Annotated in this window: 22 protein-coding genes and 1 rRNA gene; 10 read left to right on the top strand and 13 right to left on the bottom strand. The window is 47.9% G+C overall.

The annotated features are described in order from the left end of the window. From AK95_RS07135 to gyrA, 3 genes are all read right to left on the bottom strand, one after another. Positions 1-127: ribosomal RNA gene (locus AK95_RS07135) — 16S ribosomal RNA — on the bottom strand; the annotation flags it as partial. A gap of 344 nt (positions 128-471) precedes the next feature. Continuing rightward, positions 472-1,584, bottom strand: coding sequence for an HD-GYP domain-containing protein (locus AK95_RS07140; protein WP_071219295.1), 1,113 nt, complete (start codon positions 1,582-1,584; stop codon positions 472-474). Positions 1,585-1,755: 171 nt separating this feature from the next. Continuing rightward, on the bottom strand, positions 1,756-4,251 hold the full coding sequence (gene gyrA, locus AK95_RS07145; RefSeq protein ID WP_071219296.1) for a DNA gyrase subunit A: 2,496 nt from the start codon (positions 4,249-4,251) through the stop codon (positions 1,756-1,758). A gap of 410 nt (positions 4,252-4,661) precedes the next feature. Here gyrA and AK95_RS07150 point away from each other — a divergent pair, with 410 nt between their 5' ends. Continuing rightward, positions 4,662-5,474 (top strand): YheC/YheD family protein, encoded by an 813-nt coding sequence (locus tag AK95_RS07150; protein ID WP_071219297.1) that lies wholly within the window; start codon positions 4,662-4,664, stop codon positions 5,472-5,474. A gap of 135 nt (positions 5,475-5,609) precedes the next feature. On the opposite strand, the gene gyrB is transcribed toward AK95_RS07150, so the two are convergent. The 6 genes from gyrB to dnaA form a co-directional block, all read right to left on the bottom strand. Continuing rightward, entirely contained in the window at positions 5,610-7,520 is a 1,911-nt protein-coding gene (gene gyrB / locus AK95_RS07155; RefSeq protein ID WP_071219298.1) for a DNA topoisomerase (ATP-hydrolyzing) subunit B, read from the bottom strand. Positions 7,521-7,546: 26 nt separating this feature from the next. Continuing rightward, complete coding sequence (gene remB, locus AK95_RS07160) at positions 7,547-7,798, bottom strand: extracellular matrix regulator RemB (RefSeq protein WP_071219299.1); 252 nt, start codon at positions 7,796-7,798, stop codon at positions 7,547-7,549. A gap of 13 nt (positions 7,799-7,811) precedes the next feature. Beyond that, complete coding sequence (recF, locus tag AK95_RS07165; RefSeq protein ID WP_071219300.1) at positions 7,812-8,924, bottom strand: DNA replication/repair protein RecF; 1,113 nt, start codon at positions 8,922-8,924, stop codon at positions 7,812-7,814. A gap of 56 nt (positions 8,925-8,980) precedes the next feature. Next, the gene (gene yaaA / locus AK95_RS07170) at positions 8,981-9,196 is read right to left on the bottom strand and encodes a S4 domain-containing protein YaaA (protein WP_009591516.1); all 216 of its coding nucleotides are present in this window, start codon (positions 9,194-9,196) and stop codon (positions 8,981-8,983) included. 38 nt (positions 9,197-9,234) lie between these two features. Continuing rightward, the gene (gene dnaN, locus AK95_RS07175) at positions 9,235-10,377 is read right to left on the bottom strand and encodes a DNA polymerase III subunit beta (RefSeq protein ID WP_071219301.1); all 1,143 of its coding nucleotides are present in this window, start codon (positions 10,375-10,377) and stop codon (positions 9,235-9,237) included. A gap of 203 nt (positions 10,378-10,580) precedes the next feature. Further along, positions 10,581-11,927: a chromosomal replication initiator protein DnaA gene (gene dnaA / locus AK95_RS07180; protein ID WP_071219302.1), complete on the bottom strand. Its 1,347-nt coding sequence runs from the start codon at positions 11,925-11,927 to the stop codon at positions 10,581-10,583. 536 nt (positions 11,928-12,463) lie between these two features. Here dnaA and AK95_RS07185 point away from each other — a divergent pair. Both AK95_RS07185 and AK95_RS35295 read left to right on the top strand, forming a co-directional pair. After that, positions 12,464-12,772 (top strand): hypothetical protein, encoded by a 309-nt coding sequence (locus tag AK95_RS07185; RefSeq protein WP_071219303.1) that lies wholly within the window; start codon positions 12,464-12,466, stop codon positions 12,770-12,772. Continuing rightward, positions 12,765-12,872 carry a DUF6199 family natural product biosynthesis protein gene (locus tag AK95_RS35295; protein ID WP_481855820.1) on the top strand — a complete coding sequence of 36 codons (108 nt, stop codon included), beginning with the start codon at positions 12,765-12,767 and terminating at the stop codon, positions 12,870-12,872. The genes AK95_RS07185 and AK95_RS35295 overlap by 8 nt, the downstream gene beginning before the upstream one ends. A 184-nt stretch (positions 12,873-13,056) precedes the next feature. On the opposite strand, the gene gntK is transcribed toward AK95_RS35295, so the two are convergent. The 4 genes from gntK to gnd all read right to left on the bottom strand — a co-directional run bounded on the left by gntK (position 13,057) and on the right by gnd (position 17,929). Beyond that, positions 13,057-14,604: a gluconokinase gene (gene gntK, locus AK95_RS07190; RefSeq protein WP_071219304.1), complete on the bottom strand. Its 1,548-nt coding sequence runs from the start codon at positions 14,602-14,604 to the stop codon at positions 13,057-13,059. A gap of 89 nt (positions 14,605-14,693) precedes the next feature. After that, the gene (locus AK95_RS07195; protein WP_071219305.1) at positions 14,694-16,055 is read right to left on the bottom strand and encodes a GntP family permease; all 1,362 of its coding nucleotides are present in this window, start codon (positions 16,053-16,055) and stop codon (positions 14,694-14,696) included. Between the two features lie 162 nt (positions 16,056-16,217). Then, positions 16,218-16,895, bottom strand: coding sequence for a GntR family transcriptional regulator (locus AK95_RS07200; protein ID WP_071219306.1), 678 nt, complete (start codon positions 16,893-16,895; stop codon positions 16,218-16,220). Between the two features lie 134 nt (positions 16,896-17,029). Continuing rightward, complete coding sequence (gnd, locus tag AK95_RS07205; protein WP_071219307.1) at positions 17,030-17,929, bottom strand: phosphogluconate dehydrogenase (NAD(+)-dependent, decarboxylating); 900 nt, start codon at positions 17,927-17,929, stop codon at positions 17,030-17,032. A gap of 451 nt (positions 17,930-18,380) precedes the next feature. Here gnd and rpmH point away from each other — a divergent pair, with 451 nt between their 5' ends. The 7 genes from rpmH to rsmG all read left to right on the top strand — a co-directional run bounded on the left by rpmH (position 18,381) and on the right by rsmG (position 25,138). Then, positions 18,381-18,515, top strand: coding sequence for a 50S ribosomal protein L34 (gene rpmH, locus AK95_RS07210; RefSeq protein WP_006207379.1), 135 nt, complete (start codon positions 18,381-18,383; stop codon positions 18,513-18,515). 235 nt (positions 18,516-18,750) lie between these two features. After that, positions 18,751-19,101 (top strand): ribonuclease P protein component, encoded by a 351-nt coding sequence (gene rnpA / locus AK95_RS07215; protein WP_009591465.1) that lies wholly within the window; start codon positions 18,751-18,753, stop codon positions 19,099-19,101. A gap of 75 nt (positions 19,102-19,176) precedes the next feature. Continuing rightward, complete coding sequence (locus tag AK95_RS07220; protein WP_071219308.1) at positions 19,177-20,064, top strand: YidC/Oxa1 family membrane protein insertase; 888 nt, start codon at positions 19,177-19,179, stop codon at positions 20,062-20,064. Further along, positions 20,061-20,849: an RNA-binding cell elongation regulator Jag/EloR gene (jag, locus tag AK95_RS07225; RefSeq protein ID WP_071219309.1), complete on the top strand. Its 789-nt coding sequence runs from the start codon at positions 20,061-20,063 to the stop codon at positions 20,847-20,849. The genes AK95_RS07220 and jag overlap by 4 nt, the downstream gene beginning before the upstream one ends. Positions 20,850-21,038: 189 nt before the next feature. Beyond that, entirely contained in the window at positions 21,039-22,415 is a 1,377-nt protein-coding gene (mnmE, locus tag AK95_RS07230) for a tRNA uridine-5-carboxymethylaminomethyl(34) synthesis GTPase MnmE (protein WP_071219424.1), read from the top strand. A 110-nt stretch (positions 22,416-22,525) separates the two neighbouring features. Beyond that, a complete protein-coding gene (mnmG, locus tag AK95_RS07235) occupies positions 22,526-24,412 on the top strand; it encodes a tRNA uridine-5-carboxymethylaminomethyl(34) synthesis enzyme MnmG (protein ID WP_071219310.1) in 1,887 nt (628 codons plus the stop codon). Positions 24,413-24,415: 3 nt separating this feature from the next. Further along, entirely contained in the window at positions 24,416-25,138 is a 723-nt protein-coding gene (gene rsmG / locus AK95_RS07240; protein ID WP_071219311.1) for a 16S rRNA (guanine(527)-N(7))-methyltransferase RsmG, read from the top strand. Positions 25,139-26,121: the final 983 nt, after the last annotated feature.

A 26,121-nucleotide genomic window follows, 5' to 3' on the forward strand; every position in this document is an offset into this window, starting at 1 on the left:
CTACGTGTTACTCACCCGTCCGCCGCTAACCATCAGGAGTGCAAGCACTCCATCAGGTCCGCTCGACTTGCATGTATTAGGCACGCCGCCAGCGTTCGTCCTGAGCCAGGATCAAACTCTCCAATAAGGATCGGAAGGAATCTCATACCCGAAGGTGATGAGGTGTTCCATCCTAATGTTTGACTTGCTCATTTCTTAACTGACGAGAATTTGTTCAATTCTCTATTTCAACTCCCCACCAAAGTGGTTCGTTTTACTCACTCGTTGTTCAGTTTTCAAAGATCAACTTCTTTGTTACTGGCGAATCTCGTTCGCACTAGCAACTCTTATAATATATCACATTCTCAATTATTTAGCAATCTTTTTTTTGAAAACTTTTATTTCATTGAAAGCTGCGATATATTCCCGCTCGGAAGCGGCAAGAAATAATATATCACAGCATTCCTATGTAGGTCAACCCTTTTTTGAAAATCAATAAATAACTTCTTCTATATAGAGCTGGCGCTGTTGCATCAGGTTAATGATCTCTCCCTGAACCGATACCATCGGTCTCGTTGGATGCTGGGCGTCCGTAAATACGATTTCTCCCGAAGTGCCATTGCTCAACCGGACTCGAGTACCTGAATGCAAGGCCGTTACCTTTTGGATAAAAGTCTGAACGATCTTTGGATCCAGCTTGCCAAAGGCCTCTAGTTGAATTTGTTCCAGCACAACATAAGGAGATTGAGCATTCCGATAGAACTTATCCAGTGTCATCGCATGAAAGATATCCGTAACAGCAACGATCTTGGCGTAGATATGAATCTTGTTCCCTTCCAGCCGCAATGGATACCCCGAGCCATCTACTTTCTCATGATGCTGGAGAGCTGCGAGCCGAACTCCTTCATTCACCGCCGCAACATTCTTGAGAATCTGATAACCGTAGGTCGTATGCTGACGTACTTCTTCGTTCTCTTCTTCGGTAAGTTTGGAAGGTTTGTTCAACACAATCGGATCAATCTTGGCATTTCCGATATCATGCAGCAGTCCTGCAAAGGCAACCTGCATCCAATCTTTCTGCGGGAGCCCCACCCATTGTGCCAGCTTATAGGAGGAAAGGGCACATAGCACGGCACTGTGATACCGATAATCATGGCGATTGGTCATGCGAGGAATGAATTTAAGGATATGATACTCATGTTGGTGTTTTAATAAGTTGTCCATTTGATTACGAACTTCATACATTCGCAGTTCGCCCGTTATGGCGGACTGGTAACAGTTTTTGACCAGGATCATGGTCTTGTCGTATTCCTCATGCAAGGCCAAGTCTTTTCGGACAGGTGCCTCTTCGTTCCCACTGCCCTGTTGATTCCCCGTAAAGATCAGCGACGGCTTCTGTCCGGCAGATTTTACGGTCGGTATTCTTGTGCTATCTGCTTCAACGGATTCTACAATTACATGGTCCACCATGAAAGCTTTCAATACCTCTAGATCCCGGGGAAGCAAAACCTTTCCTTTTTGAAGCAAAAGGCCCCCCAGAGGCGTATGCACATCTTTGGCCAGCTTCACACCAGCCACCACTTCATTCACGGCTTTGATCGTCATGATCAACCCTCTCCATCTATTAAGCTGCGTCACGGCAGCAAACTTCACCTTATATTATACATATTATAGTTCGTCTTTTGCGGCCTGTACAATACCATTTCCCTGAATTTGTAATCCGGTAAGACAAAAAGAGCATGAATGCAAATCTGCATTCATGCTCGATACTATCGTTTATTCTTCTGTCGGCTCAACCGGCTCTGTGCCGTCTTGACCTTCTTCTTCCTCTTCACCCGCTTCAGGCTCATCGCTCTTGTCCGCACGGCACACAGTACCGACGGAATCATCCTCACGGATGTTGATCAGCTTCACGCCCTGAGCATAACGGCCCATGGTAGAGATGCCCTCCATGCTCGTACGGATGATGGTGCCGCTAGCGGTAATAATCATGAGATCCTCTTCCGATTTCACGACCTTAAGTGCCACAACCGGTCCATTTTTCTCCGTAATATTGATGGTCTTGATCCCTTTGCCGCCACGGGTCTGACTGCGGTAGTCGCTTGCAGGCGTCCGCTTGCCGTAACCTTTGGTCGTTACAATAAGGATATCAAGCTCCTGGTCCACCACGTCCATGCCAATGACTTCGTCATCGTCATCGAGCGTAATCCCTTTAACTCCCGTCGCGCTTCTTCCCATCGAGCGAACATCGCTCTCCTTGAAGCGGATGGACATGCCTTGTGCCGTTCCCATGATGATCTCCTGCTGACCATCTGTCAGCTTAACCTCGATCAGGGAATCATCATCGCGCAGGTTGATCGCAATCAGACCGCCCTTGCGGATATTGACATAATCCTCAAGCGGAGTTTTCTTAACGACACCCTGGCGCGTGGCAAAGAACAAGAAATTATCGCTGTCAAAGTTCTCCACCGGGATCACGGCATTGATCGACTCGCCCTGTTCAATCTGAATCAGGTTGATGATCGGCGTTCCGCGGGCGGTACGGCTAAGCTCTGGAATCTCATAGGCTTTCAACCGGTACGCTTTCCCTTTGTCCGTGAAGAACATCAGGTAGTGGTGGGAATTCGTGACGAAGAGATGCTCGACAAAGTCTTCGCTCTTCGTATCCATCCCCACAACGCCGCGGCCGCCCCGCTTCTGGCTGCGATAGGTGTTCGCAGGCAGACGCTTAATGTAACCAGTATGCGTAATGGTGATGATCACTTCTTCCCGTGGAATCAGATCCTCATCCAGGATGCTGTCTTCCCCGACCGTAATTTCGGTACGGCGTTCATCCGAGAAGCGCTCTTTAATCTCTTGGAGCTCATCATTGATAATTTGAAGCACAAGATGCTCATTAGCCAAGATCTCGCGCAATTCCGCGATTCTGGCAAGCAATTCTTGGTACTCGTTCTCAATCTTCTCGCGTTCGAGTCCGGTCAGGCGCTGCAAACGCATATCCAGAATGGCCTGCGCCTGCTCATGACTGAGACCGAAACGCTCCATCAAGCCTTCGCGAGCTGCCTCTGTAGTCTGCGACGCGCGAATGAGGGCAATAACCTCATCGAGATGATCCAGCGCAATCCGCAAACCTTCGAGAATATGAGCGCGAGCTTCCGCCTTCTTCAGTTCAAACTCGGTCCGGCGACGGATAACGATAACCTGATGCTCCAAATAGTAGAACAGCACGTCGCGCAGGTTCAAAATTTTCGGCTCATTGTTTACGATAGCCAGCATGTTAATACCGAAATTAGACTGCATAGCCGTATGCTTGTACAGGTTATTCAAAACGACATTCGGGTTGACGTCCCGGCGCAGCTCAATAACAATCCGCATACCGTTACGGTCCGACTCGTCGCGGAGATCCGTAATGCCGTCAATCCGCTTATCGCGAACCAATTCCGCGATCTTCTCAACCAGTCGAGCCTTGTTCACCTGATACGGAATCTCGTGAACGACAATGCGCGCCTTGTTGTTATTCTCTTCTATGGTCGCTTTCGCCCGCATCGTAACGGACCCACGGCCCGTACGGTAAGCTTGACGAATCCCCTCACGTCCGAGAATATATCCCGCTGTCGGGAAATCCGGTCCTTGAATATATTCCATCAGCTCCATCGGCGTGATATCAGGATTTCGAATCATCGCCTGAACGCCATCGATAACTTCACCGAGATTATGAGGCGGAATATTGGTGGCCATACCTACTGCGATCCCGGATACGCCGTTTACCAGCAAGTTAGGATAACGCGCAGGAAGAACGACCGGCTCCTGTTCCTCACCATCATAGTTAGGAGCAAAGTCTATCGTCTCTTTATTAATATCACGCAGCATTTCCATAGCAATCTTTGATAAACGAGCCTCGGTATAACGCATAGCCGCTGCCATATCGCCGTCAATGGAACCGAAGTTTCCGTGTCCATCAACAAGCATATAACGCATGGAGAAGTCCTGCGCCATCCGAACCATGGATTCATAAACTGCGGAATCACCATGAGGATGGTACTTACCGATAACCTCGCCAACAATTCTTGCCGATTTCTTATGCGGTTTATCCGGGGCCATTCCAAGTTCAGACATCGCATATAAAATACGACGGTGTACTGGCTTCATTCCGTCCCGTACATCCGGCAAAGCCCGGCTGACAATGATACTCATCGCGTAGTCCATAAAGGACTCGCGCATCTCGGTACCAATGTCACGATCTTTGATTTGGGAGAAATTTTCTTCCGCCATGCTGGACCTCCTTCATTTTCCTATCAACCATGCCTTGATCTATGTGAAAAAAGCAGAATAGTGATCAGAAACCTAAAAACGCACTAACCTTTATTATATTACTTTCACAAACCGTGCACAATTAAACACGGGATGGATCAAGTGAAAGAATGATTTTTGCCCGGAAACCGGGATATACGCCCTGTCCTCCGTGCCCCTTTTCACATACAATGCATTGCACAGGACTTTTCGTAGCATCACATCTTTATATTATACCACTGTTTGTCATACTTGTCCTATGTTTTCCGGGTTTAAGCTCTCTTGCTGGAGATGCCCCGATTCTTTCAAATCAACCGGATGGACATGAGTTTGTTTACGAGACAGGCCAATTCCTGTCACTCCCATCATACAGCTGGAAAGGATGAAGATGGTTGACTATCCAACGTGTTGCAAGCAAGTGGGCGAAAACGAAAATACTCTTGAAGAATAAAGGTCTCGCCTCTTATGTTCCCTCTACCCGCCAGTATTCATTGGAGGCGCTCGGTGACATGCTGGGCACACATACGCTTGTGTATATCAAGCCTGACCGGGGGACCTACGGCGTCGGCGTCATGTCAGTCGAGCAGCTCCAATCCAAAATCGGTGATGCCGACGAAACCACGACCACTTCCTACAAGCTTCGTTATGAACAGAAAACCGAAATATTTACCTCCCTGGAGAGTCTCGATAAAACACTGAGCGCTTTGTTTCAGGGGAAGGAGTATCTCATTCAGCAAGGCATCCATCTGCTTCGCCATAAAGGCCGCCCCTTCGATCTACGTGTACTTACTCAGAAGAGTCCTTCTGGCCAGTGGGTGAGCACAGGAATAATCGGGCGGGTAGCGGCCAAGAATAAAATCATTACCAACCACCATAGCGGTGGGGTAGTCCAGCACTATAAACCGCTGATGACCGAGCATATGACGGCGGAAGAGGCAGAGAACATCCGTAAAGAGCTGAATGTGCTTGGGGTGAATGTCGCATCGCAGCTGCAGAAATCCTATCCCAAGCTGAAAGAAATCGGCCTCGATATTGCCATCGACGGTCGCTGGAACATCTGGATCTTGGAGGTTAATACCAAACCTGCTCTGTTCCCGTTCAAGAAATTTTTCAAGGATCCCAGCATCTACAATCAAGTAAGAAAATATGCAACCGCTTATGGGCGTAACTTAACCGGCAAGAAAAAAGCCAAAAAGACCGGTTAGCCTATGCGATATATAATTTAATGCCTAAATTCAGGATATATGGCGAACACACCAAATCGCATCAATCGTAAAAATAAAGGGGCAGTCCCTGAGGCCTTCACAGACCTTGGGATGCCCCTTTTTGGATTATTAACTTTATACGTCCAGATTACGGACTGACTTCGCATGCTCTTGAATGAAATCCCGTCGCGGTTCAACGTTATCGCCCATCAGGGTATCAAACAACGTATCAGCCATGATCGCATCTTCGATGGTCACCTGAAGCATGGTACGGCTCTCTGGATCCATCGTCGTCTCCCACAGCTGTCCGGCATTCATCTCGCCGAGACCTTTGTAACGCTGTACGTTAATTTTGACGTTCTCACCGAATTCCTTAATGATCTCGTCGCGTTCTTTCTCGCTGCCGGCATAACGAATCACCTTATTGCGCTCGATCTTGAAGAGAGGCGGTTGGGCGATATAGATATAACCCGCTTCCACCAGCTTACGCATGTAACGGTAGAAGAACGTCAGCAGCAAGGTACGAATATGCGCGCCGTCAACGTCGGCATCGGTCATAATAATGATTTTGTGGTAACGGGCCTTGGACAGATCGAAATCTTCCGCAATCCCCGTGCCCAGCGCCGTAATGATCGCCCGGATCTCCGCATTGGAGAGGATGCGGTCAAGTCGCGCCTTTTCCACGTTGAGAATTTTACCCCGAAGCGGCAAAATGGCTTGGAAATGCCGGTCGCGTCCCTGCTTGGCGGATCCGCCGGCAGAGTCGCCTTCGACGATGTACAGCTCACTGATGGAGGCATCCTTGGAAGAGCAGTCTGCCAGTTTACCTGGCAATGCGCTGACTTCAAGCGCACTCTTCCGGCGTGTCATCTCGCGGGCTTTACGCGCCGCTTCACGAGCACGTGATGCCTGGAGCGCCTTCTCCAGGATCCGACGGGAAACCGACGGATTCTCCTGCAGGAACTCCTGCAGCTTCTCCGCGAACAAGGATTCCACAATACCGCGCACTTCACTGTTGCCGAGCTTGGTTTTGGTTTGTCCTTCGAACTGCGGCTCCGGTACCTTGACCGAGATGATTGCCGTCAATCCCTCACGCACATCGTCACCCGACAGGTTGTTGGTGTTATCTTTGATCAATCCCGTTTTGCGGGCATAGTCATTGATAATCCGAGTGAGCGCACTCTTAAAGCCGGATTCATGCGTTCCGCCTTCGTGCGTGTTGATATTATTTGCAAAAGAATAAATATTCTCGGTATAGCTGTCGTTATACTGGAGCGATACTTCGACCTGAATATTATCCCGTGAGCCCTCAACATAGATAGGGTCTTCGTGCAGTGCTTCCTTCTTCTCATTCAGGAACTTGACGTACTCAATGATTCCGCCCTCGTATTTGAAATAGTCGGAGGCACCTGTACGTTCATCCGTCAGCGTAAGCGCAATGCCCTTATTCAGGAACGCCAGCTCACGAATCCGCGTAAGCAGCGTGTTGTAATCATATTCCGTTGTTTCCGTGAAAATCTCCGGATCCGGCAGGAAGGTTACGGTTGTACCCGTATCGTCGGAATCCCCGATGACCTTGATATCATATTGAGGTACGCCGCGATGATACTCCTGTTGGTAGATGTGCCCGTCACGTTTGACTTGAACCACGACTTTCGAAGACAGAGCATTCACGACCGAGACACCAACACCATGCAGACCGCCGGATACTTTATATCCGCCGCCGCCAAATTTACCGCCGGCATGAAGGACGGTCATAACGACTTCCAGCGTCGACTTCTTCAGCTTGGCGTTCTCGCCGACCGGAATTCCGCGCCCGTTATCGACAACGGTAACACTGTTATCCTCATGGACAATGATTTCGATATGGTCGCATATTCCCGCCATCGCTTCGTCAATACTATTGTCCACAACTTCCCATACCAAATGATGCAAACCCTTGGCACTGGTAGACCCGATATACATCCCGGGACGTTTACGAACGGCTTCCAATCCTTCCAGTACCTGAATCTGATTCTCATCATATGTCGGTTGATTCATAGACATGCCTTCACCTACTTCTACAGATTCTGTTATGCCTGAGCTACAAAATGATTTGCTCGTTTCTTAAGCGTTGCAGAGGAGATCGGAGAGTAATAGACGATCGATTTCGTCACCACAATGGATTTCGGATCCTCTTCGCCAATCATCTCCACGACTTTATGCTGCTGGGCATGCGTGACGAACTGCTTGGAGATTTTTGAAGATTTCTCTATCGAGATATCAAAAATCCCAACCAGCTCCGACGAACGGATGATCTTCTCTCCGCCCAAATGAATATACATATGGAATCACTCCTTAAGAGCCCACCTGTCCGTCATGGACATGAAAAATGCTGGCACCCTTCAATTTGTCGGTATTCAAACTCTCAATGCCCGTCGCCGTGATGAATGTCTGCACTTTGCTCTGGAATGTCTCGATCAATTGTGTCTGCCGGTACGGATCCAATTCAGAAAGCACATCATCCAGAAGCAGCACCGGATATTCACCGATCTCTTCCTGTATCAGCTCGATTTCAGCCAGTTTCAAAGATAGCGCCGTCGTCCGCTGCTGACCTTGAGATCCATACGTTTGGACTTCTTTGCCATTAATATAAAAAGCCAGATCATCTCGATGAGGACCTGCCAATGTCATACCACGCCGTATTTCTTGCTCTTTCATTTGTGATAATTTTATCATAAATGTCTCAAATAAGACAGCTTCATCTTCTTCCTCCGCGTCAGCAAAGGACGGAAGGTAGTGCAAAGAGAGATCTTCAAGGCCGTTGGTGATCCCCTGATGAATGCTCTCAGCCCACTTTTGCAGCTTTTTTATAAATTGTTTCCTCTTCTTGACGATTTTAACACCATGTTCTGCCAATTGGCTGTTCCAAATTTCCAGCATCGCTTGTTCGGCGCTGCCCTTCCCCCATAATTGCTTCAGCAGATTGTTGCGCTGCACGAGCACCTTCTGGTATTGCTGCAGATGAAACAGATAGCTTGGCGCGACCTGCCCGATCTCCATGTCAAGAAACCGGCGGCGAACCCCCGGCGTGCCTTTGACAATCTCCAGATCCTCGGGCGCAAACATCACGACATTGAGCGAGCCGATGAAATCGCTAAGCTTCCGCTGCTCGAGTCCGTTGATTTTTGCCTTCTTCCCCTGCTGAGACAAACTCAGCTCCAGCCTCAAAGGGCCGTACTTGCGATCAATCTCGGCTGATATATGTGCACTGGACTGCTCGAATCCAATCAATTCGCGATCCTTGGAGGTACGATGGCTCTTCGTTAAAGCAAGCACAAAGAGCGCCTCCATCAAATTCGTCTTTCCTTGGGCATTGCGTCCGATGATCAAATTTACATCGCCAAACGCCTCAAGCTGCAGCTTCTCGTAATTTCGATAATGCTGCAGGCTGACATTTTTGACAAACAAGCTTATCCTCTCCCTCGTCTTCCGCGCTTAGCGCCAAAGCGGCTGCGGGAGGCTGTCTATTGTGCTGCCACCTGAAACGTCCCGCAATCCTCTACCTTGACGATGTCGCCGGGAACCAGTTTGCGTCCGCGCCGCTCTTCCTTCTCGTCGTTGACCAGAACCGCTCCTTCCGCAAGCAGCGCCTTCGCCATCCCACCTGTGGATACGCAATCTGAAAGCTTCAAGAACTGATCCAGCTTGATATATTCACTGTGGATAAATATTTGTTTCATGACCTCGTCCTTTCATCCCTATCAACATGGGGATAACTTTAATTGGCCGTACGGTACGGCAGAATAATATATTGGCTCTTGCTGTCGTCGAGCGGTTTAAGAATGATCGGGCTCATAACCCCCATGAAAGCGATCATCAGCTGTTCGCTTTCAACCACCTTTAACACGTCCAGCATGTATTTGGAGTTGAACGAGATGCGCAGCGGCTCCCCTTTGAAATCGATCAGATCCAATTCTTCACGCACTTTACCAAGCTCAGAGGAGCTGGAAGAGATCTCGATGCCGCCTTGTTCCATCGTTTGCAGGAGAACAATGTTCGTTTTCTCCTCTTTGGAGAGCAGGTAGGCGCGGTCGATCGACTCGCTTAATTTTTTTGTGTCCAAAACGAGTTCTGTTTTATGCGATGTTGGAATAATTCTAGAAGTATCGGGATAAATGCCGTCCAGTATACGGGAATAGAACAGAACACGGTCAATTTTAAATAATACCTGATTATCGGCTACAACGATATCCACCAGCGTATTTTGGTCCGGAATAATTTTGCTCAGTTCATTCAGCGTTTTACCCGCAATGACAACATTGTTGAACGAAATGTCCTGTGCATTGTCCAGCTGTGCGGAGCGAGTTGCCAATCTGTGGCGGTCTGTGGCGGTAAATTTCAATTCATTATCGTTCAGACTCCACAATACCCCGGTCAAAATAGGCGTTGTTTCATGGGTGGAAATGGAGAATACCGTTTGCTTGATCATGTTTTTCAGCAGATCTCCAGGCAAAGAAACGGTTTGGCTGTCTTCAATGTTAGGCAGTACCGGGAATTCTTCGGGGTCCAAGCCCACCATCTGAATTTCCGTAGCTCCCGAAGAAATAAAGGTATGGAAGTTCTCTTTTACCTCCATCTGGATTTCTTGGGAAGGGAGTTTCTTGATGATTTCAACAAAAAATTTCGCCGGCAGCACAACGCTACCAGGCTGTTCTACCTGGACGATGGTGTGCTTCTCATCTTCCGCAGGAATAAACGATTGAATGGAAATATCAGTATCGCTAGCAGTTAGTGTGACACCCGAATACGTGACATCCAGTTTAATGCCGCTGAGGATCGGAATCGTAGTTCGGCTGGAAATCGCCTTGGATACGTGTTGAATGGATTCGTTTAATACATTTTTTAATATGCTGATTTTCATCAATTTCACTCCTTACGGAAAAATGAGAGGGGTTTTTTCACCTTGGCGAATGCCAAGAGGATCCCCCTCTTTATGGTTAAATTATTTATTAATTATTATTAGTAATAGTAATAGGGGCACTGAATATGTGGATAAGCCCCAGAAAAGGCATAAAATTAAGCCTATCCACATGTGTATAGATTGTGCATAGGCTTTGAACTTGTTCAGGTTGGATTTTTGATTTTCTCCGTAATATTATTGACCACTTTAAACAGCTCCTGGTCGTTTTTCAGAGATTGGGTAATCTTCTCATGGGCATGGATGACAGTGGTATGATCCCGGCCTCCGAATGCTTCTCCGATCTTGGGAAGGGAATAGTCGGTTAATTCGCGGGACAGGTACATGGCAATTTGCCGCGGAAATGCGACGGCTTTGGTTCGCTTGCGGGCTTTGAAGTCTTCCAGCCTGAGGTTGTAATACTCGCCGACCTTCTGCTGGATGTCCTGAATCGTAATCATTCGCGGCCGGCTGGACGGGATGATATCCTTCAGGGCTTCGGCTGCCAGATGCGTTGTTACGTCCTGATTGGTCAGGGAGGAATAAGCAACGACACGGATCAGCGCACCTTCGAGTTCACGAATGTTCGTATCGATCTGATTGGCGATATACATCATGGCTTCGTTCGGAATATCTAGATTCTCGGCCTTTGCTTTCTTGCGAAGAATGGCGATCCGCGTCTCCAGATCCGGCGGTTGAATATCGGTGATCAATCCCCATTCGAACCGGGAACGGAGCCGTTCTTCCAGCGTCGGAATCTCCTTGGGCGGACGGTCACTGGATATGATAATCTGCTTCCGCTCTTCGTGCAGGGCGTTAAACGTATGGAAAAATTCCTCCTGCGTCGATTCCTTGCCTGCCAAAAACTGAATATCGTCAATGAGCAGAATATCGACGCTACGGTACTTGTTGCGGAAGCTTTCAGCGCGGTTGTCCCGAATGGAGTTGATGAACTCGTTGGTGAATTTCTCGGAGGAAATATACACGACTCTGCTGCTGGGATTGTGCTCCAAAATATAGTGGCCGATGGCATGCATCAAGTGCGTTTTTCCAAGCCCAACTCCACCATATAGGAATAACGGATTATACGCCTTAGCCGGAGCTTCGGCAACAGCGAGCGACGCAGCATGGGCGAAACGGTTGCCCGAACCGATGACAAAGGTATCGAACGTATACTTCGGATTCAGCATATGAGACTGAATTTCTTCCCCGGATATTTCAAGCGGCGGCGAGATCTGCTGCGGCACAGGTTCGTGTCCTTTGGCCTCCTCAATGACGAAGCGGACATCCACCTGCTTGCCCACCACCTCCAATACGGTTGCACTAACCAGCTTGGTGTATCGGCTCTCCAGCCATTCCACAGCAAACGTTGTCGGTGCGGAAATGACGACGGAGTGATCGGTAATGGTCAATGCCTTGGTAGCTTTAAACCAAGTGTCAAAACTCGGTTTACTCAGCTTGGTTTGTATGATCGATAAAATTTCTTGCCATAATTCGGAAGTATGGCTTTCCAAAACTGTCACTCCTTTAAATCTTCCAAATGTGGCTAGAGCCATGTGTGGAATTGTCGAAAGAAAATGAATGATGTCTAATTATCCCCAGAACTAACTCCTGTGGAAACAAAAAAATATGGATAAATTGAAATTGTTCACAACTTTATCCACAGCCTGTTGATAATATTATAGCTTCATTCACATATTCACAACCAAAAGTAATATCATCATAGCAAAAGAAGGCCTTGTTTTCAATGTATGTCGCTAATTTATCCACAAATTCAATACGTTGTGCATAATTTTTATTCACACCACTATATATTGTTTATAATTTGTTTAGCCTTCGACATCATTGGCCTCAAAGCGAAAAAAATTATTCACAGGTTGTCCGATTCGCAAGCAGAATTTTCTTCTCTCACCATCTGTTCATAACTTATGGTTGAATGTTCTAGCAGTCAATAAATCGACCAAAGGTGAAAAATGACTGTGGATAGTCTTCAATTGGAATTGATAGATTTGCAGTTGAGGGCTTTTTTTCGGAACGGGGGGAACCACCGATGCGGACGGAAGGAAAGTCCATGAATTGGAGAAGAATAGGGGGACTACTCACTCTTGCCGCCACTTTGGTTCTTATTACCGTGTGGGCCCAGGGCTATTATTCGAAGAAAGTGTTTCATATGGAGGGACTAAAGTACGCCAAATATGCCGATTCGGGAAGCGGGAGCATCGAATATAGGGCTTCATTTGGCCGCGGCGAGCCGATTTATGTTCATACTTATGAAGATGAGAAGCGGGTTGAGATTGCGCGCGAAATATATAAGATCCGGGCATATGGAAAGGTATCAGGCCTCGAAATGGATGTATGATAATCCGGAGCCCAGCGATTTCTACTTTTTTATGTGTAAGGCAGCGGGAATTTTCGGTATGGGATTCTCACTGTGGATATTTTTTTCTCAGGCATTATGACAAAAAAAGCCCGTTTTCGCCATGGATCGGATCCATCGAAAACGGGCTTTTTTTATTAGATTTTAGAAAGTATCAACCTCGAAGCATGACCTATCTGGTATCGCAAGAAAAACAATATCTTCACGAGGTCTGTCTTCTTCTAAGAATATTCGTCGAATCGAGGTTTTTTCCTTCTATAGTAATCTTACGATTGCTCAAATCGGCGCTGGAATTCGGTAATGGCTTCATAATCTTCTTCCAGCTTCCGCGAAATGCGGATAAAGATCGGCAGCAGAGCCTTATAAACATCAGAACTTGCCTTCACAGGCTGGTGTTCATGCGTACCGCCGACCATCGTCTCTACAATGTCGAGTGAATCCGCTTTTCCTGTAGCGTACAGACCGAGGACTACCGCGCCAAGGCAAGAGCTCTCGTAGCTCTCCGGCACGATCACCTGCTGGTCAAAAATATCCGCCATCATCTGCCGCCAGATCGGTGAACGGGCGAAACCGCCGGTGGCGTGAATTTTGGCCGGCCGGCCGATTTGTTCCTCCATCGCCAGCAGAACGGTATACATATTAAAGATCACACCCTCCAGCACGGAGCGGATCATATGCTCTTTTTTATGATTCAGGGTTAAGCCAAAGAACGATCCGCGGGCATTCGGATCCCATAACGGCGCGCGTTCTCCGGTTAGGTACGGGTGGAATAGCAGCCCGTTCGAGCCTGGCGGAATACGGTCCGCGATTTTGGTAAGTACATCATAGGAATTGATGCCGAGCCGCTTGGCGGTTTCGACCTCAGAGGCGGCAAATTCATCGCGAACCCAGCGGAAAATCATGCCGCCGTTGTTAACCGCGCCGCCGATTACCCAGTGCTTCTCCGTTAATGCGTAGCAGAAAATACGACCCTTCGGATCGGTCATCGGCTTGTCGACAACTGTACGGATCGCTCCGCTCGTACCGATGGTAGCGGCAACGACTCCCGGCTTGATGGCATTCACGCCGAGGTTCGACAGCACGCCGTCGGCAGCTCCAAGCACGAAAGGTGTGGAAGTGGAGAGCCCCATGGCTGCGGCATACTCGCTTTTCAGGCCTTCCATGATATGTGTAGTTGGTACTATCCTAGATAAATGGTCCTCCGTGATGCCAGCGAGCTCCAGCGCCTGCTGATCCCAAGCCAGTTCCTCGAGGTTCATCATCCCGGTACTGGAGGCAATGGAGTGGTCTACAATATATTGGCCGAATAGTTTGAAATAAACATATTCTTTAATCGAAATGAATTTGGCTGCTTGATTAAAGAGGGAGGGAAGCTCATGGCGCATCCACATCAGCTTTGTCACAGGTGACATCGGATGGATCGGAGTTCCGGTTCTAAGGTACAGCTCCATGCCGCCGAGTTCTTTTTTGAGCTTCGCAGACCAGGCAGCACTGCGGTTGTCGGCCCATGTAATGCAGCGAGTCAACGGGCTGCCTTGGCTATCAACGGCGATGACGCTGTGCATGGCCGCGCTGAAAGAAACGAATAGAACTTGAGCAGGATCTATCCCGCTCTCCGTCATGACCCCTTGAACAGAGGAAATGACAGTCTGAAAGATTTGCTCCGGATCTTGCTCCGCCGTAGAGGGAGTAGGGGTGAGCAGCGGATATTCACCGCCGGCCTTGGCTACAACCTCACCATTCTCTTTGAAAAGGACGGCCTTGGTGCTGGTTGTTCCGATATCGACACCGATCATATAGTTCTGAGTACTCATGAGACATACCTTCTTTCTACGTAAGGGCACCCGGTTCGCAACTTAAAATATCAGCATTCCAAGGAGCCCCCATGTGTCTTATTGCTTCATTATACAATTACATTGAGAACGAGAGCCAACACGAGTCCGGTCAGGGACAGGATCGTCTCCATTACGGTCCAGGACTTCAGTGTCTGGGCTACCGTCATGTTAAAGAATTCTTTTACCATCCAGAAGCCGGCATCGTTCACGTGGGACAGTACGATGGAGCCTGCTCCGGTAGCGAGCACCACTAGCTCAACGTTGGCGCCGGGCGTCATCGCGAGCACAGGAGCAACGATTCCTGCGGCGGTTGTCATGGCTACGGTTGCAGAACCTGTTGCGATCCGAATGAGTGCCGCGACAAGCCACGCAAACAGGATCACGTTGATATTTGCACCGGTTGCAATTTCGGCGATGGCATTGCCGACGCCGCTGTTGATCAGAACCTGCTTGAAAGCGCCGCCTGCGCCGATGATCAGAATGATCGTAGCGATTGGAGCGAGACATTCGCTGGTGAAGCGGGACAGATCATGTTTGTTAAAGCCGCGGGCGAATCCAAGCGAGAAGAAGGAGAAGACCGCAGCAATGAGCAGGGCAATGATTTCATGGCCGATAAATTTGCAGAACACGGAAATGAAGCTGGTAGATTCCGGATCGATAATATCGGCTGCGGAACCGATAAGCATCAGTATGACCGGCAGCAAAATGGTAAACAACGTGATGCCGAAACCTGGCAAACCGCGCTCTGCTTTGCTTGAAAACTGCTCGGCAAGTTCCTCGGGCGGTTCGGTTCGGATTCGTTTGCCGATGAATTTGCCGAACACCGGGCCGGCTAGTATCGCTGCGGGGATCCCGACCAGGAACGAGTAGAGAATCGTCATGCCAAGGTCGGCATCATAAGCTTCAATAGCAATCATTGGAGCAGGATGCGGTGGTACCAAACCGTGAACGGTGGACAATCCGGCCAAAATCGGAATGCCGATGTGCAGCAGGGACATTTTCGTTTTGCGTGCAACTGTGAAGACAATGGGAATCAACAGGATGACCCCAACCTCGAAAAATACGGGAATACCGACAATAAAGCCGACAATCATCATGGCCCAGTGGACGCGCTTCTCGCCGAAGCGGTCCACGAGGGTGGTGGCGATTTGTTCAGCGCCGCCGGATTCGGCCATCATTTTTCCGAGCATGGTACCTAGGGCGATAACGATTGCAATCGTTCCAAGCGTTCCGCCAAGACCGCCGGTTATCGAAGTAATCACATCCGCAGGCTGCATACCTGTCAATAGACCAAGGATCAGTGCGGAGATCAATAAAGTTACGAATGGATTCCATTTATATTTGGAAATCAGCACGATCAGGAAGACGATCGTCAGCAGTGTCCAGATCATTAAGGTAGCATTATGACTGAGACCGAATAGTGAATTCATATCTTGCTTCCTCCTATAGATTACCCATTTTGAATTGGGAAATGGTTAATATCGAGCTGTTCTGCGGTAGTATACCCAAAACAAAGGCGAATTCTATTGTATACTTGTCGACAACTTAGAGCATGCACAGTGTTTCGTAAGACGGAGGAAGGGAGGATTAAGCTAACCCTCCGGAAAACTAAGATGAAGCGTCTGACGGGAATCATCGAAGTAATGTTGAACCGCCGTTTGGATCCGTGCCGGATCCAGGGATTCCATCTCTGCAATTAGCTGAAGATGCTTGTCCGTGACATACCGAATCTTGGTGCCTCCGCCACCAAACACCTGACGGGTCGTAATTAACATGACTGTGATAACGATAGGGCGAATGCTCTTCCACAAATGAAGAATCCGTTTATGGTTCGCCTCCGTAATGATCCGTTCATGAAAAGCCAAATCCTGATAGGAGAATTCAACCGGGTCCTGATGTTTGGCTGCAAGCTCCATCCGATCGACGATTTGTTTTAAATGCTGGATTAATTCCGGCTGGGGATTCGCAAACACCTGGCCTTGAACAAAGCTCTCGATAAGGAAACGAACATCGTATAATTCCTCTACTTCTTTAAGCGATAAGCCCATGACAACGGCGCCCATGCGCTCCAATTGGATCAATCCTTCGCTGGACAGCGTTTTCATTGCTTCCCGCACAGGAGATCGGCTGGTGCCGAATTCACCTGCAATCCGATTCTCGGACAGGATTTCTCCGCGCTTGATGGTGCCACTAATAATCTGCAATCTCAGTTCACTGGCGATGGCCTCTCCTAGAGAGGCTCCCTGAAGCCATGTTGAGGGAAATTTCATAGCATAATTCTCCAATCCGTACTGATTCTAATTTTCTCTAGTGGTAATGATACCACATCGAAAGGAGAAGGGACCATGATGAGGCTATGACATGATGCCCTTAAGAAGCAGCAGGTTATAGAAGAGAATCAACGTTATTCCGACTTCTCAACCGCATGGCCGCCGAATTCATTACGCAGCGCTGCAACGACTTTGCCGTGGAACGTATCTTGGTCAAGGGAACGATAGCGCATAAACAGCGACATGGCGATAACCGGTGCGCTGGCTTGTACCTCAAGTGCCGTTTCTACGGTCCACTTTCCTTCGCCGGACGATTTCATTACGCCTTTGATGCCATCCAGCTTCGGATCCTTGGAAAATGCGTTTTGCGTCAGCTCCATGAGCCAGCTGCGAATGACGGATCCATTGGACCATACCCGGGCGACATCCTCATAGTTGAAGTCGAATGCGCTTTTTTCCAATACTTCAAAGCCTTCCGCAATGGATTGCATCATGCCGTATTCGATTCCGTTATGGACCATCTTCAGAAAATGGCCGCTGCCGCTTTCACCGGCATACAAGTAACCGTTCTCGACAGCCATATCCTTAAACAGGGGCTCAATGCTGGTGAATATGTCGCGATTGCCCCCAATCATAAAGCAGCCACCATGATGGGCGCCTTCCATGCCTCCGGAAGTGCCGGCATCAAAATAATGAATGCCTTGGTCCGCCAGACGTGCTGCACGGGTTTTGGAATCCTTATAATGCGAGTTGCCGCCGTCAATCAGAATATCACCGGACTCGAGGAGCGGAGTGAGAGAATCAATGACGGAATCCACGATATTTCCAGCAGGCACCATCATCCATACGATGCGGGGTTTATCCAGTTTCGCAACGAGCAATTCAGTTGATGCTGCGGCTTCGGCACCGCACTGGGCAGCCTGATCGACCAATTGCGTATTTAAGTCGTAAGCTACGACCTGATGCTGATGATGAATCAGATTCTGAACCAGATTGAGGCCCATTTTCCCCAGACCGATCATGCCTATTTTCATAAAACAATGCAGCTCCTTCTTAGGTGTATACTTGTATACAACTTAAATTCAATTATTTATACTACTCCTTTATAGCTCTTGTGTAAATAAGGGGCATGCTAGGGATGAAAGGCGTTACATGGATCGAAAATGCATCCACAACGTGTTCAAATAGGTTATCCCCATGTGGATAATTCAAAACTAGCAATAATGACTACTTGTGGAAAACTTAAGTGCTTGCCGAGGTCAAGTAAGGTTTGACTTTTGGGCCTGAACGTGATTAAATGTATAAAGGCATTTTCTGTGAAGATGAGAACATTATCCGCTACCATTTAGCGGTCTGTTTACAAGAGATACGTCCATAGACGTCGGTTCAACAAATCGCGGTCTATTCTTCCGTGAAAGTGCGTCGATTGACGTTATGATCTTAAAATATGGGTAAGACATATTCCTGTAAGGGGGTGCATTAATCATGAGACCGACTTTCAAACCGAATGTAAGCAAACGTAAAAAGGTACATGGCTTCCGTAAAAGAATGAGCACGAAGAACGGACGCAAAGTATTGGCTAACCGCCGTCAAAAAGGCAGAAAAGTACTGAGCGCGTAATATTGTGCCACGAAGACCACCGAGGTGGTCTTTTTTTCGTAATATCTCCTGCAGTGTGAGGAGTTTCCTTATGAAAACGGCGGAATATAAGCTAAAGTAGGCTTAAAGTATTCCAATTGGAATGTTTATCGCGGTTTTGGCATGACTATACTCTTATAATAGAAGAGATGCCAAAGAGGCTTACGATGAGGCTTATGATTATTGAACTTGATTAACGGCAGGGCGGGAGAAACTTGTGCATAGAAAACTTCGTTTACGGAACCGCGCTGATTTCAGCCGGGTATATCGACACGGAAAGTCCTTCGCCAATCATCAATTTGTTGTATATTGGTCACGCAAAAAAGAGGTAGAGCAGTTTCGCGTTGGCGTTTCATGCAGCAAAAAGATCGGCAATGCGGTTGTCCGCAACCGGATGAGACGGCTGGTTAAAGAGATTGTCAGGCACCATCAACACCAGATTATCGAGCATATCGACCTGATCTTTATCGTTCGAAAGGGAGCGCTCGACAAGTCTTACCAGGAGCTGGAGAAAAGCGTGCTTCATGTATTGAGGAAATCGTCCCTTCTGAAAGCGAAGAGGGGCTGAACCATGTGTTTATTTGTCCATATAAATATGTTATGATTTACCGTGGAATGGAATGGCGAAGAGAGGGGTTTTGAAGTGTCGTTCATGAAGACAAGACGAGGAAAATGGTTCCTCCTCACCGCTGTAATACTTGCAGTGGCCGTTATATCAGGTTGTGCGCCTGGAGCTGACCAAACGCGTACCATTGAAGACTTGAAAAATGGAGGCTTCTGGCAGAGCAACGTTGTTTATTACTTTACATGGGCACTTGATACGTTTGCTACATGGTTTAACGGTGAATACGGATTGTCCGTACTCGTGATGGTGCTTATCGTCCGTACCTTGATTTTACCGCTGACTCTGAAACAGGTCAGAAGCTCGAAGGCAATGCAGGCCATTCAGCCTGAAATTCAGAAAATTCGCGAGAAATATAAAGATCAACCTGAAAAAGTTCAAATGGAAACGATGAAGCTCTTCCAGGAGAATAAGGTTAATCCGATGGCGGGATGTTTGCCGCTGATCGTACAAATGCCGATATTTATCGCACTCTATCATTCGATTTACTATAACAATCTCCTTCGTGATCACGAATTCCTGTGGCTGCAATTAGGTCAACCGGACAAGCTGTTTATTTTGCCGGTGCTTGCCGCTGCAACGACTTATTTCCAAACGAAAATGATGATGAAGATGAACCCGTCTCCACAAATGGGGATGATGCAGTTCATGCTGTTCGTTTATCCGATTCTGATCTTTGTAATGTCCTTCCAGTTCCCTTCAGCACTTCCGTTGTACTGGTTCTACAGTAACCTCTACACCATCGTGCAGAACTACTTCTTGTACCGCAACAATGACAAGGCTGCTGTCGTGGCAAGTGTTGCCAGCGCAACCGACGGTCAGAAGAGTAAGAGCGGTAACAAGGGCGGGAAAAAGAGTGGCAGCAAAGGCGGGAAAAAAGGTTCGAAGGGAGCCAAGAAGTCGAGATGAGTAAAATCGTCGCAACAGGAAAAACCATTGAAGATGCTGTCGCACAAGGGCTGGCCCGATGGGGTGTAAGTCAAGACCGTGTATCGGTTCAAGTATTGAGTCAGCCATCAAGAGGATTCCTGGGCCTGTTTGGGGTCAAGGAAGCGAAAGTCGAACTAACGCTCCTGCCTGACGGTGCCGGCGGCGATTCATCTGTGAAGGAAGTACTTCCTACAAACGCGCAAGCTGTTCCGGCCAAAGTGGTTCAGGTCTCCAATACCTCTGTCATGACGCAGGAAGTTCCTGCTGTCAGCAGTGATATAGAGAACCCTGCCACAGCTTCGTTTGAAGGCAAGGATCCTTACCAGGAAGCCATCACCTTTCTTGTTGATACCGGACAAGCCATGGGGCTAGATATTTCGGTTGAGGTTGAGAAGGGGAGAGACTTTACCACGCTTCAAATTTCTGGCGCCGGACTCGGACTTATGATCGGGCGTAGAGGTCAGACTCTGGATGCCCTTCAGTATCTGGCGAATATCGTAGCTAACCGTTATTCCAACAGCTATCTTCGCATCGTACTGGATGCGGAGAACTTCCGAGACCGTCGCAAGAAGACGCTGGAGGATTTGGCGGATCGGTTAGCGGGACGGGTACTGAAGACACGTAAAGAGATTGTGCTTGAGCCTATGCCTGCTGCTGAGCGGAAGGTGATTCACGCTAAACTCCAGTCACATGGAGCCGTGAAGACGTACAGCAAGGGCGAAGAACCGAACCGGCGGGTTGTCATTACACCCAAGTCGTCCTAAATGAGTTGAAGAGTATATATAAACAATGACTCCTTAAGCTTCAAGAGGGAGTCATTGTTTTTTAAAGAGACCTATAGGGAAAGACCCCGTTGGAGGTTTTCCTTTCAAGTTGATAGATGAAGAAGCCGGATTGTACATGGTATGGCTGTAATTCCGATGTTTTTTACAAAGAAAGAGGTGAAGGAAGCGATGTTTAGTGATACGATTGCAGCTATTTCAACAGCTGTCGGTGAAGGCGGCATTGCGATTATTCGCGTCAGCGGTCCGGACTCCGTTCCGGAAGTGGAGCGTATATTCAAAAGTAAAAACAAGTTAACACAAGTGGATTCCCATACCGTTCATTACGGTCATATTGTGGATCCAAAAACGGGAGAAAACCTCGAAGAGGTCCTTGTAACTGTGATGCGTGCTCCACGATCATTCACGACCGAAGATGTCGTCGAGATCAGCGCGCATGGCGGGGTCATCTCCGTAAAACGCGTCATGGATCTGTTGCTTCAATTAAACATCCGTTTGGCGGAACCCGGTGAATTTACGAAGCGGGCTTTCTTAAACGGCCGGATCGATCTGTCCCAGGCAGAAGCCGTTATGGACCTGATTCGTTCGAAATCCGATCGCGCCTTCTCCGTTGCGCTCAAGCAGGTCGAAGGAACGTTATCCCGTAAGATCAACGAGCTGCGGCATACCCTGGTCGAAACGCTGGCCCATATCGAAGTGAATATCGATTACCCTGAGCATGATGTGGAGTCGCTTACTTCAGAGTTCATTAAAGAGAAAAGCCAGCTGGTCATGGGTGAAATTGATAAGCTGCTGAAGACCGCGCAAGAAGGGAAAATCCTGCGTGAAGGGATTACGACAGCTATTATCGGTCGCCCCAATGTGGGCAAATCTTCGCTTCTGAACACGCTGGCCCAGGATAATCGCGCGATTGTCACGGATATACCTGGTACGACTCGCGATGTGATTGAGGAATTTGTCACCATTAACAACATTCCGTTGAAGCTGCTTGATACCGCGGGTATCCGGGAAACGATGGATGTGGTCGAGCAGATCGGCGTTGAACGATCCAAGCATGCGGTTAACGAAGCGGATCTCATTCTGCTCGTGCTGAATGCCAATGAACCGCTGCATCAGGACGAATTGGAATTGATGGAACAAATACGCGGTAGACAATGTATTGTCATTATGAATAAAATGGACTTACCGTCTAATCTCGATCTGGACATTCTCCATCGATACTATCCCGATGAGTTGATTGTTCCGATGTCGGTGAAGGCGCAAGAGGGTATTGACCGGCTGGAAGAGGCTATATCCAACTTGTTCTTCAGCGGCCAGATTGAAGGCGGAGATCTGACGTATGTGAGCAATGTGCGACATATCGCTTTGCTGAAGAAATCCAAGCAGTCGCTGCAGGATGCATATGATGCGGCTGAACAGCTCATTCCGATCGATATGATCCAAATCGATGTGAGAATGGCCTGGGAGCAGTTAAGTGAGATATTGGGTGAAGCGGTTGGCGATTCGCTCATTGATCAGATTTTTTCACAGTTTTGCTTGGGTAAATAAGCTTCAAGCCTTACTATATATAGTAGGAACAGCTCAACAATTTCAGGGATATCCGAGGTGGAATCCCTTTGATTACGTATATAAACACAATTAGAACAGGAGGGTGAGCTATGAGTTATATGGGTGGCACTTATGATGTGATTGTAGTCGGTGCAGGACATGCCGGCTGTGAGGCTGCACTCGCATCTGCACGAATGGGTGCTGAAACGTTGATGGTTACGATCAACCTGGATATGGTTGCTTTTATGCCATGTAACCCGTCCATTGGAGGGCCTGCAAAAGGCCATGTCGTTCGCGAAATCGACGCACTGGGCGGAGAAATGGGACGCAATATCGATAAAACCTTCATTCAAATGAGAATGTTGAATACAGGTAAAGGTCCGGCTGTCCACGCGCTGCGTGCTCAAGCGGATAAGTTTTCTTATCAGCATACCATGAAAGAGACGATGGAGAAGGAAGAGAAGCTTACCCTTCGTCAGGGTATGGTGGATCAGCTGATCGTAGAAGATGGCGTATGCGTGGGGATCGTGACGCAGACGGGTACGGAATATCGTGCGAAAGCCGTTGTGCTGACAACCGGTACGTATTTGCGCGGTAAAGTCATTATGGGTGAATTGATGTACGAGAGCGGTCCGAATAATCAACAGCCGTCGGTAAAACTGGCGCACAACTTGCGCGAGCTTGGATTCGACCTTGTTCGATTCAAGACAGGTACACCACCGCGGGTGCATAAGGATACGATTGATTTCTCCAAGACCGAAATTCAGCCTGGGGATGAGAAGCCTAAGTTCTTCTCTTATGAAACAAAATCCTCCGACAATGAGCAGCTTCCTTGCTGGTTGACGTATACGTCGGTGGATACACATCAGATTATCAATGACAACCTTCACCGCGCACCGATGTTCTCTGGTGTTATTGAAGGTACTGGACCACGTTACTGCCCGTCTATCGAAGACAAAATCGTTCGTTTTGCCGACAAGCCGAAGCATCAGATTTTTCTTGAGCCTGAAGGTAAAAATACGAAAGAATACTACGTGCAAGGGCTATCCACCAGCATGCCTGAGGATGTTCAGCTTGCGGTTCTTCGTTCCATTCCCGGAATGGAGAAGGTAGAAATGATGCGTAACGGGTATGCTATCGAGTATGATGCGATGGTGCCAACGCAGCTGTGGCCGTCTCTGGAAACGAAAAAGCTGCCGGGTCTGTTCACGGCTGGACAGATCAATGGAACCTCGGGATATGAAGAGGCAGCAGGTCAAGGCATTATGGCGGGTATCAATGCGGCACGTAAAGTGCAGGGCAAAGAGCCTGTTATATTGGATCGCTCCCAGGGTTATATTGGAGTGCTGATTGATGACCTGGTGACCAAAGGGACAAATGAGCCTTATCGTTTGCTCACCTCCCGTGCAGAATACCGTTTGCTGCTTCGCCATGATAATGCCGATTTGCGTCTTACCGAAATCGGCCATAATATCGGACTGATTTCGGAAGAGCGTTATGCCAAATTCGTGCTGAAGAAGCAGCTCGTTGAGCAGGAGATCGAGCGTCTTCGCCAAACGAAGGTGAAGCCGGTTGAAGTAAATGCGATGTTGGAAGCAGCTGGATCAGCACCCATTGTGGACGGAAGCAATATGCTGACGATTCTGCGCCGTCCGGAGATTACGTTTGCGATGATTGAGTCGCTCTCCCCGTCTCCATACGAGCTGGATGAGGAAATGAAAGAGCAAGTCGAAATTCAAATCAAATATGCGGGTTATATTGAGAAACAGCTGGGACATGTGGAAAAGCTGCAGAAGATGGAGAAAAAACGGATTCCGGAGGATATCGTTTATGACGAGATCAACGGACTGGCCATGGAAGCCCGGCAGAAGCTGAACAAGATCCGTCCGATCTCCATCGGTCAGGCATCGCGTATTGCCGGCGTAACACCGGCGGATATTTCGATACTTCTCGTTTACCTGGAGCATTATAACCGGGTAACCGCAGCGAAAGGATAAGGAATGGACGACATTCAGAAGGCTTTTGTTGACCGGCTCGGAGAGCACGGGATCACGATTGATGAGAAACAGCTCCAGCAGTTCGAAATGTATTACGAAATACTGGTGGAGTGGAACGAGAAAATGAATTTAACTGGAATTACGGAACGGGAGCAAGTCTATACGAAGCATTTTTACGACTCGATCACGCTCGCCTTTTATGTGGATATGACCCAAATCGGCAATCTGGCGGATATCGGATCAGGCGCTGGCTTTCCTGGTATTCCTCTGAAAATATGTTTCCCGCATGTGAACCTGACGATTGTGGATTCGCTTAACAAACGAATTAACTTTCTGAAGCATGTCGTGGATACGATTGGCCTGACGGGGGTTGAACTGATTCACGGACGTGCGGAAGAGGTTGCTCGCAAGCAGGGGTACCGTGACGGGTTCGATCTAGTCACAGCGAGAGCAGTTGCTCGCATGGCTGTGTTGAACGAGTTCTGCCTACCTTTCACGAAGGTAGGGGGACGATTCGCCGCGATGAAGGGTAGTGACCCTACGGAAGAGGTGAAGGAGGCAACTCGCAGCTTGAAAGAGCTGAGAGGGGCTTTGAACAAGGTTCATTCATTCTCCTTACCCGTGGAGGAATCAGGCCGGCATATCGTGGTGATCGATAAAAAGGGAGCTACGCCTTCCAAGTACCCCCGTAAGGCGGGTACGGCCAGTAAAACGCCGATCGTGTAATCATTTTGCCATCGATCTAGATACTGTCAATCACGCCGGTCTCCCTTGCAGAGACAAGCTTTGCTAGAAGACATGCAAACCATTCAAGAGAAGGACTCTATGGAGTCCTTCTCTTTTTTATTGACTTTGTAGATTTGCCTTGAGAGGGAAGGGAGGTCGTTAATATTAGTTTTATTTACATATGAAATATATAGAAATTGATTTGTTGTATTTTCGTTGATTAAGCCCCCTCTTATCGACTGTCATTATTTTAATAGAGAGGTGAAACAAGAAAATATACATCTCAGATTACCGACTGAAAGGAAACCCTTAAGGATTCTCGTAAGAAGCTTTATACGACTCGATGGCACGCTCACTTTTTACGTTTTCTTATCAAATGGAACCGAGGGTTACCTCTAAAGGGAGTGGGTTGATTAAAGCTGAGCTTTTAAACAAGAATGGACATCCACGTTGTGAATGTATCTGATAAACTTTGAATGTTTCACGTGAAACATTTGAAGCATGTTGTGAGTTATAAGTTAGGTATCTTTTATGGAAGCATTATATTCATTGACAAATTATTATGATATCAACCATGTTATCTAATTTGAATAATGAAGGATGAAAACCTCATGAATAAAGTTAGTGTGCAACTATCCATCACATTCATGCACTGGACAGGGGAACTTGCAGGGAGCAGTGAGCCATGATGTTCATCAATCGAGTGAATCTACCAGCCAATTTAGATTCGCGCTTCTTAGATTTTGATGTAAATGGTTGTTCAACAGATTTAATCTATTGGCAAATCCTACAATTATTCTGAATCTAGAATCACAAGAAAGGCTGCTGGGTAGATGATGTGGCTCAATAACATGATTTCGACGCCAAAACTTTGGAACTGTGCACAAATCATGTATAAAGCAAACGAGAAATGAAGGAAAAAAGGTGATATTGGAGAATAGAGTTATAGGACAAAAAGTGGTAGAATAGAATCGTAGTATCCA

Origin of the sequence: Paenibacillus sp. LC231 (assembly GCF_001860525.1) — a bacterium.
In the GTDB taxonomy this organism is placed as follows: domain Bacteria; phylum Bacillota; class Bacilli; order Paenibacillales; family Paenibacillaceae; genus Paenibacillus_AQ.

Excerpts from the sequence above, each read along its gene's own strand:
- rsmG (WP_071219311.1), top strand. The coding sequence starts at position 24,416 with ATGGACGACATTCAGAAGGCTTTTGTTGACCGGCTCGGAGAGCACGGG.
- gnd (WP_071219307.1), bottom strand. The coding sequence starts at position 17,929 with ATGAAAATAGGCATGATCGGTCTGGGGAAAATGGGCCTCAATCTGGTT.
- AK95_RS07185 (WP_071219303.1), top strand. The coding sequence starts at position 12,464 with ATGCGGACGGAAGGAAAGTCCATGAATTGGAGAAGAATAGGGGGACTA.
- AK95_RS07200 (WP_071219306.1), bottom strand. The coding sequence starts at position 16,895 with ATGAAATTTCCCTCAACATGGCTTCAGGGAGCCTCTCTAGGAGAGGCC.
- AK95_RS35295 (WP_481855820.1), top strand. The coding sequence starts at position 12,765 with ATGTATGATAATCCGGAGCCCAGCGATTTCTACTTTTTTATGTGTAAG.
- mnmG (WP_071219310.1), top strand. The coding sequence starts at position 22,526 with ATGAGTTATATGGGTGGCACTTATGATGTGATTGTAGTCGGTGCAGGA.
- rpmH (WP_006207379.1), top strand. The coding sequence starts at position 18,381 with ATGAGACCGACTTTCAAACCGAATGTAAGCAAACGTAAAAAGGTACAT.
- mnmE (WP_071219424.1), top strand. The coding sequence starts at position 21,039 with ATGTTTAGTGATACGATTGCAGCTATTTCAACAGCTGTCGGTGAAGGC.
- AK95_RS07140 (WP_071219295.1), bottom strand. The coding sequence starts at position 1,584 with ATGACGATCAAAGCCGTGAATGAAGTGGTGGCTGGTGTGAAGCTGGCC.
- AK95_RS07195 (WP_071219305.1), bottom strand. The coding sequence starts at position 16,055 with ATGAATTCACTATTCGGTCTCAGTCATAATGCTACCTTAATGATCTGG.
- gyrB (WP_071219298.1), bottom strand. The coding sequence starts at position 7,520 with ATGTCTATGAATCAACCGACATATGATGAGAATCAGATTCAGGTACTG.
- gyrA (WP_071219296.1), bottom strand. The coding sequence starts at position 4,251 with ATGGCGGAAGAAAATTTCTCCCAAATCAAAGATCGTGACATTGGTACC.
- remB (WP_071219299.1), bottom strand. The coding sequence starts at position 7,798 with ATGTATATTCATTTGGGCGGAGAGAAGATCATCCGTTCGTCGGAGCTG.
- jag (WP_071219309.1), top strand. The coding sequence starts at position 20,061 with ATGAGTAAAATCGTCGCAACAGGAAAAACCATTGAAGATGCTGTCGCA.
- yaaA (WP_009591516.1), bottom strand. The coding sequence starts at position 9,196 with ATGAAACAAATATTTATCCACAGTGAATATATCAAGCTGGATCAGTTC.
- dnaN (WP_071219301.1), bottom strand. The coding sequence starts at position 10,377 with ATGAAAATCAGCATATTAAAAAATGTATTAAACGAATCCATTCAACAC.
- gntK (WP_071219304.1), bottom strand. The coding sequence starts at position 14,604 with ATGAGTACTCAGAACTATATGATCGGTGTCGATATCGGAACAACCAGC.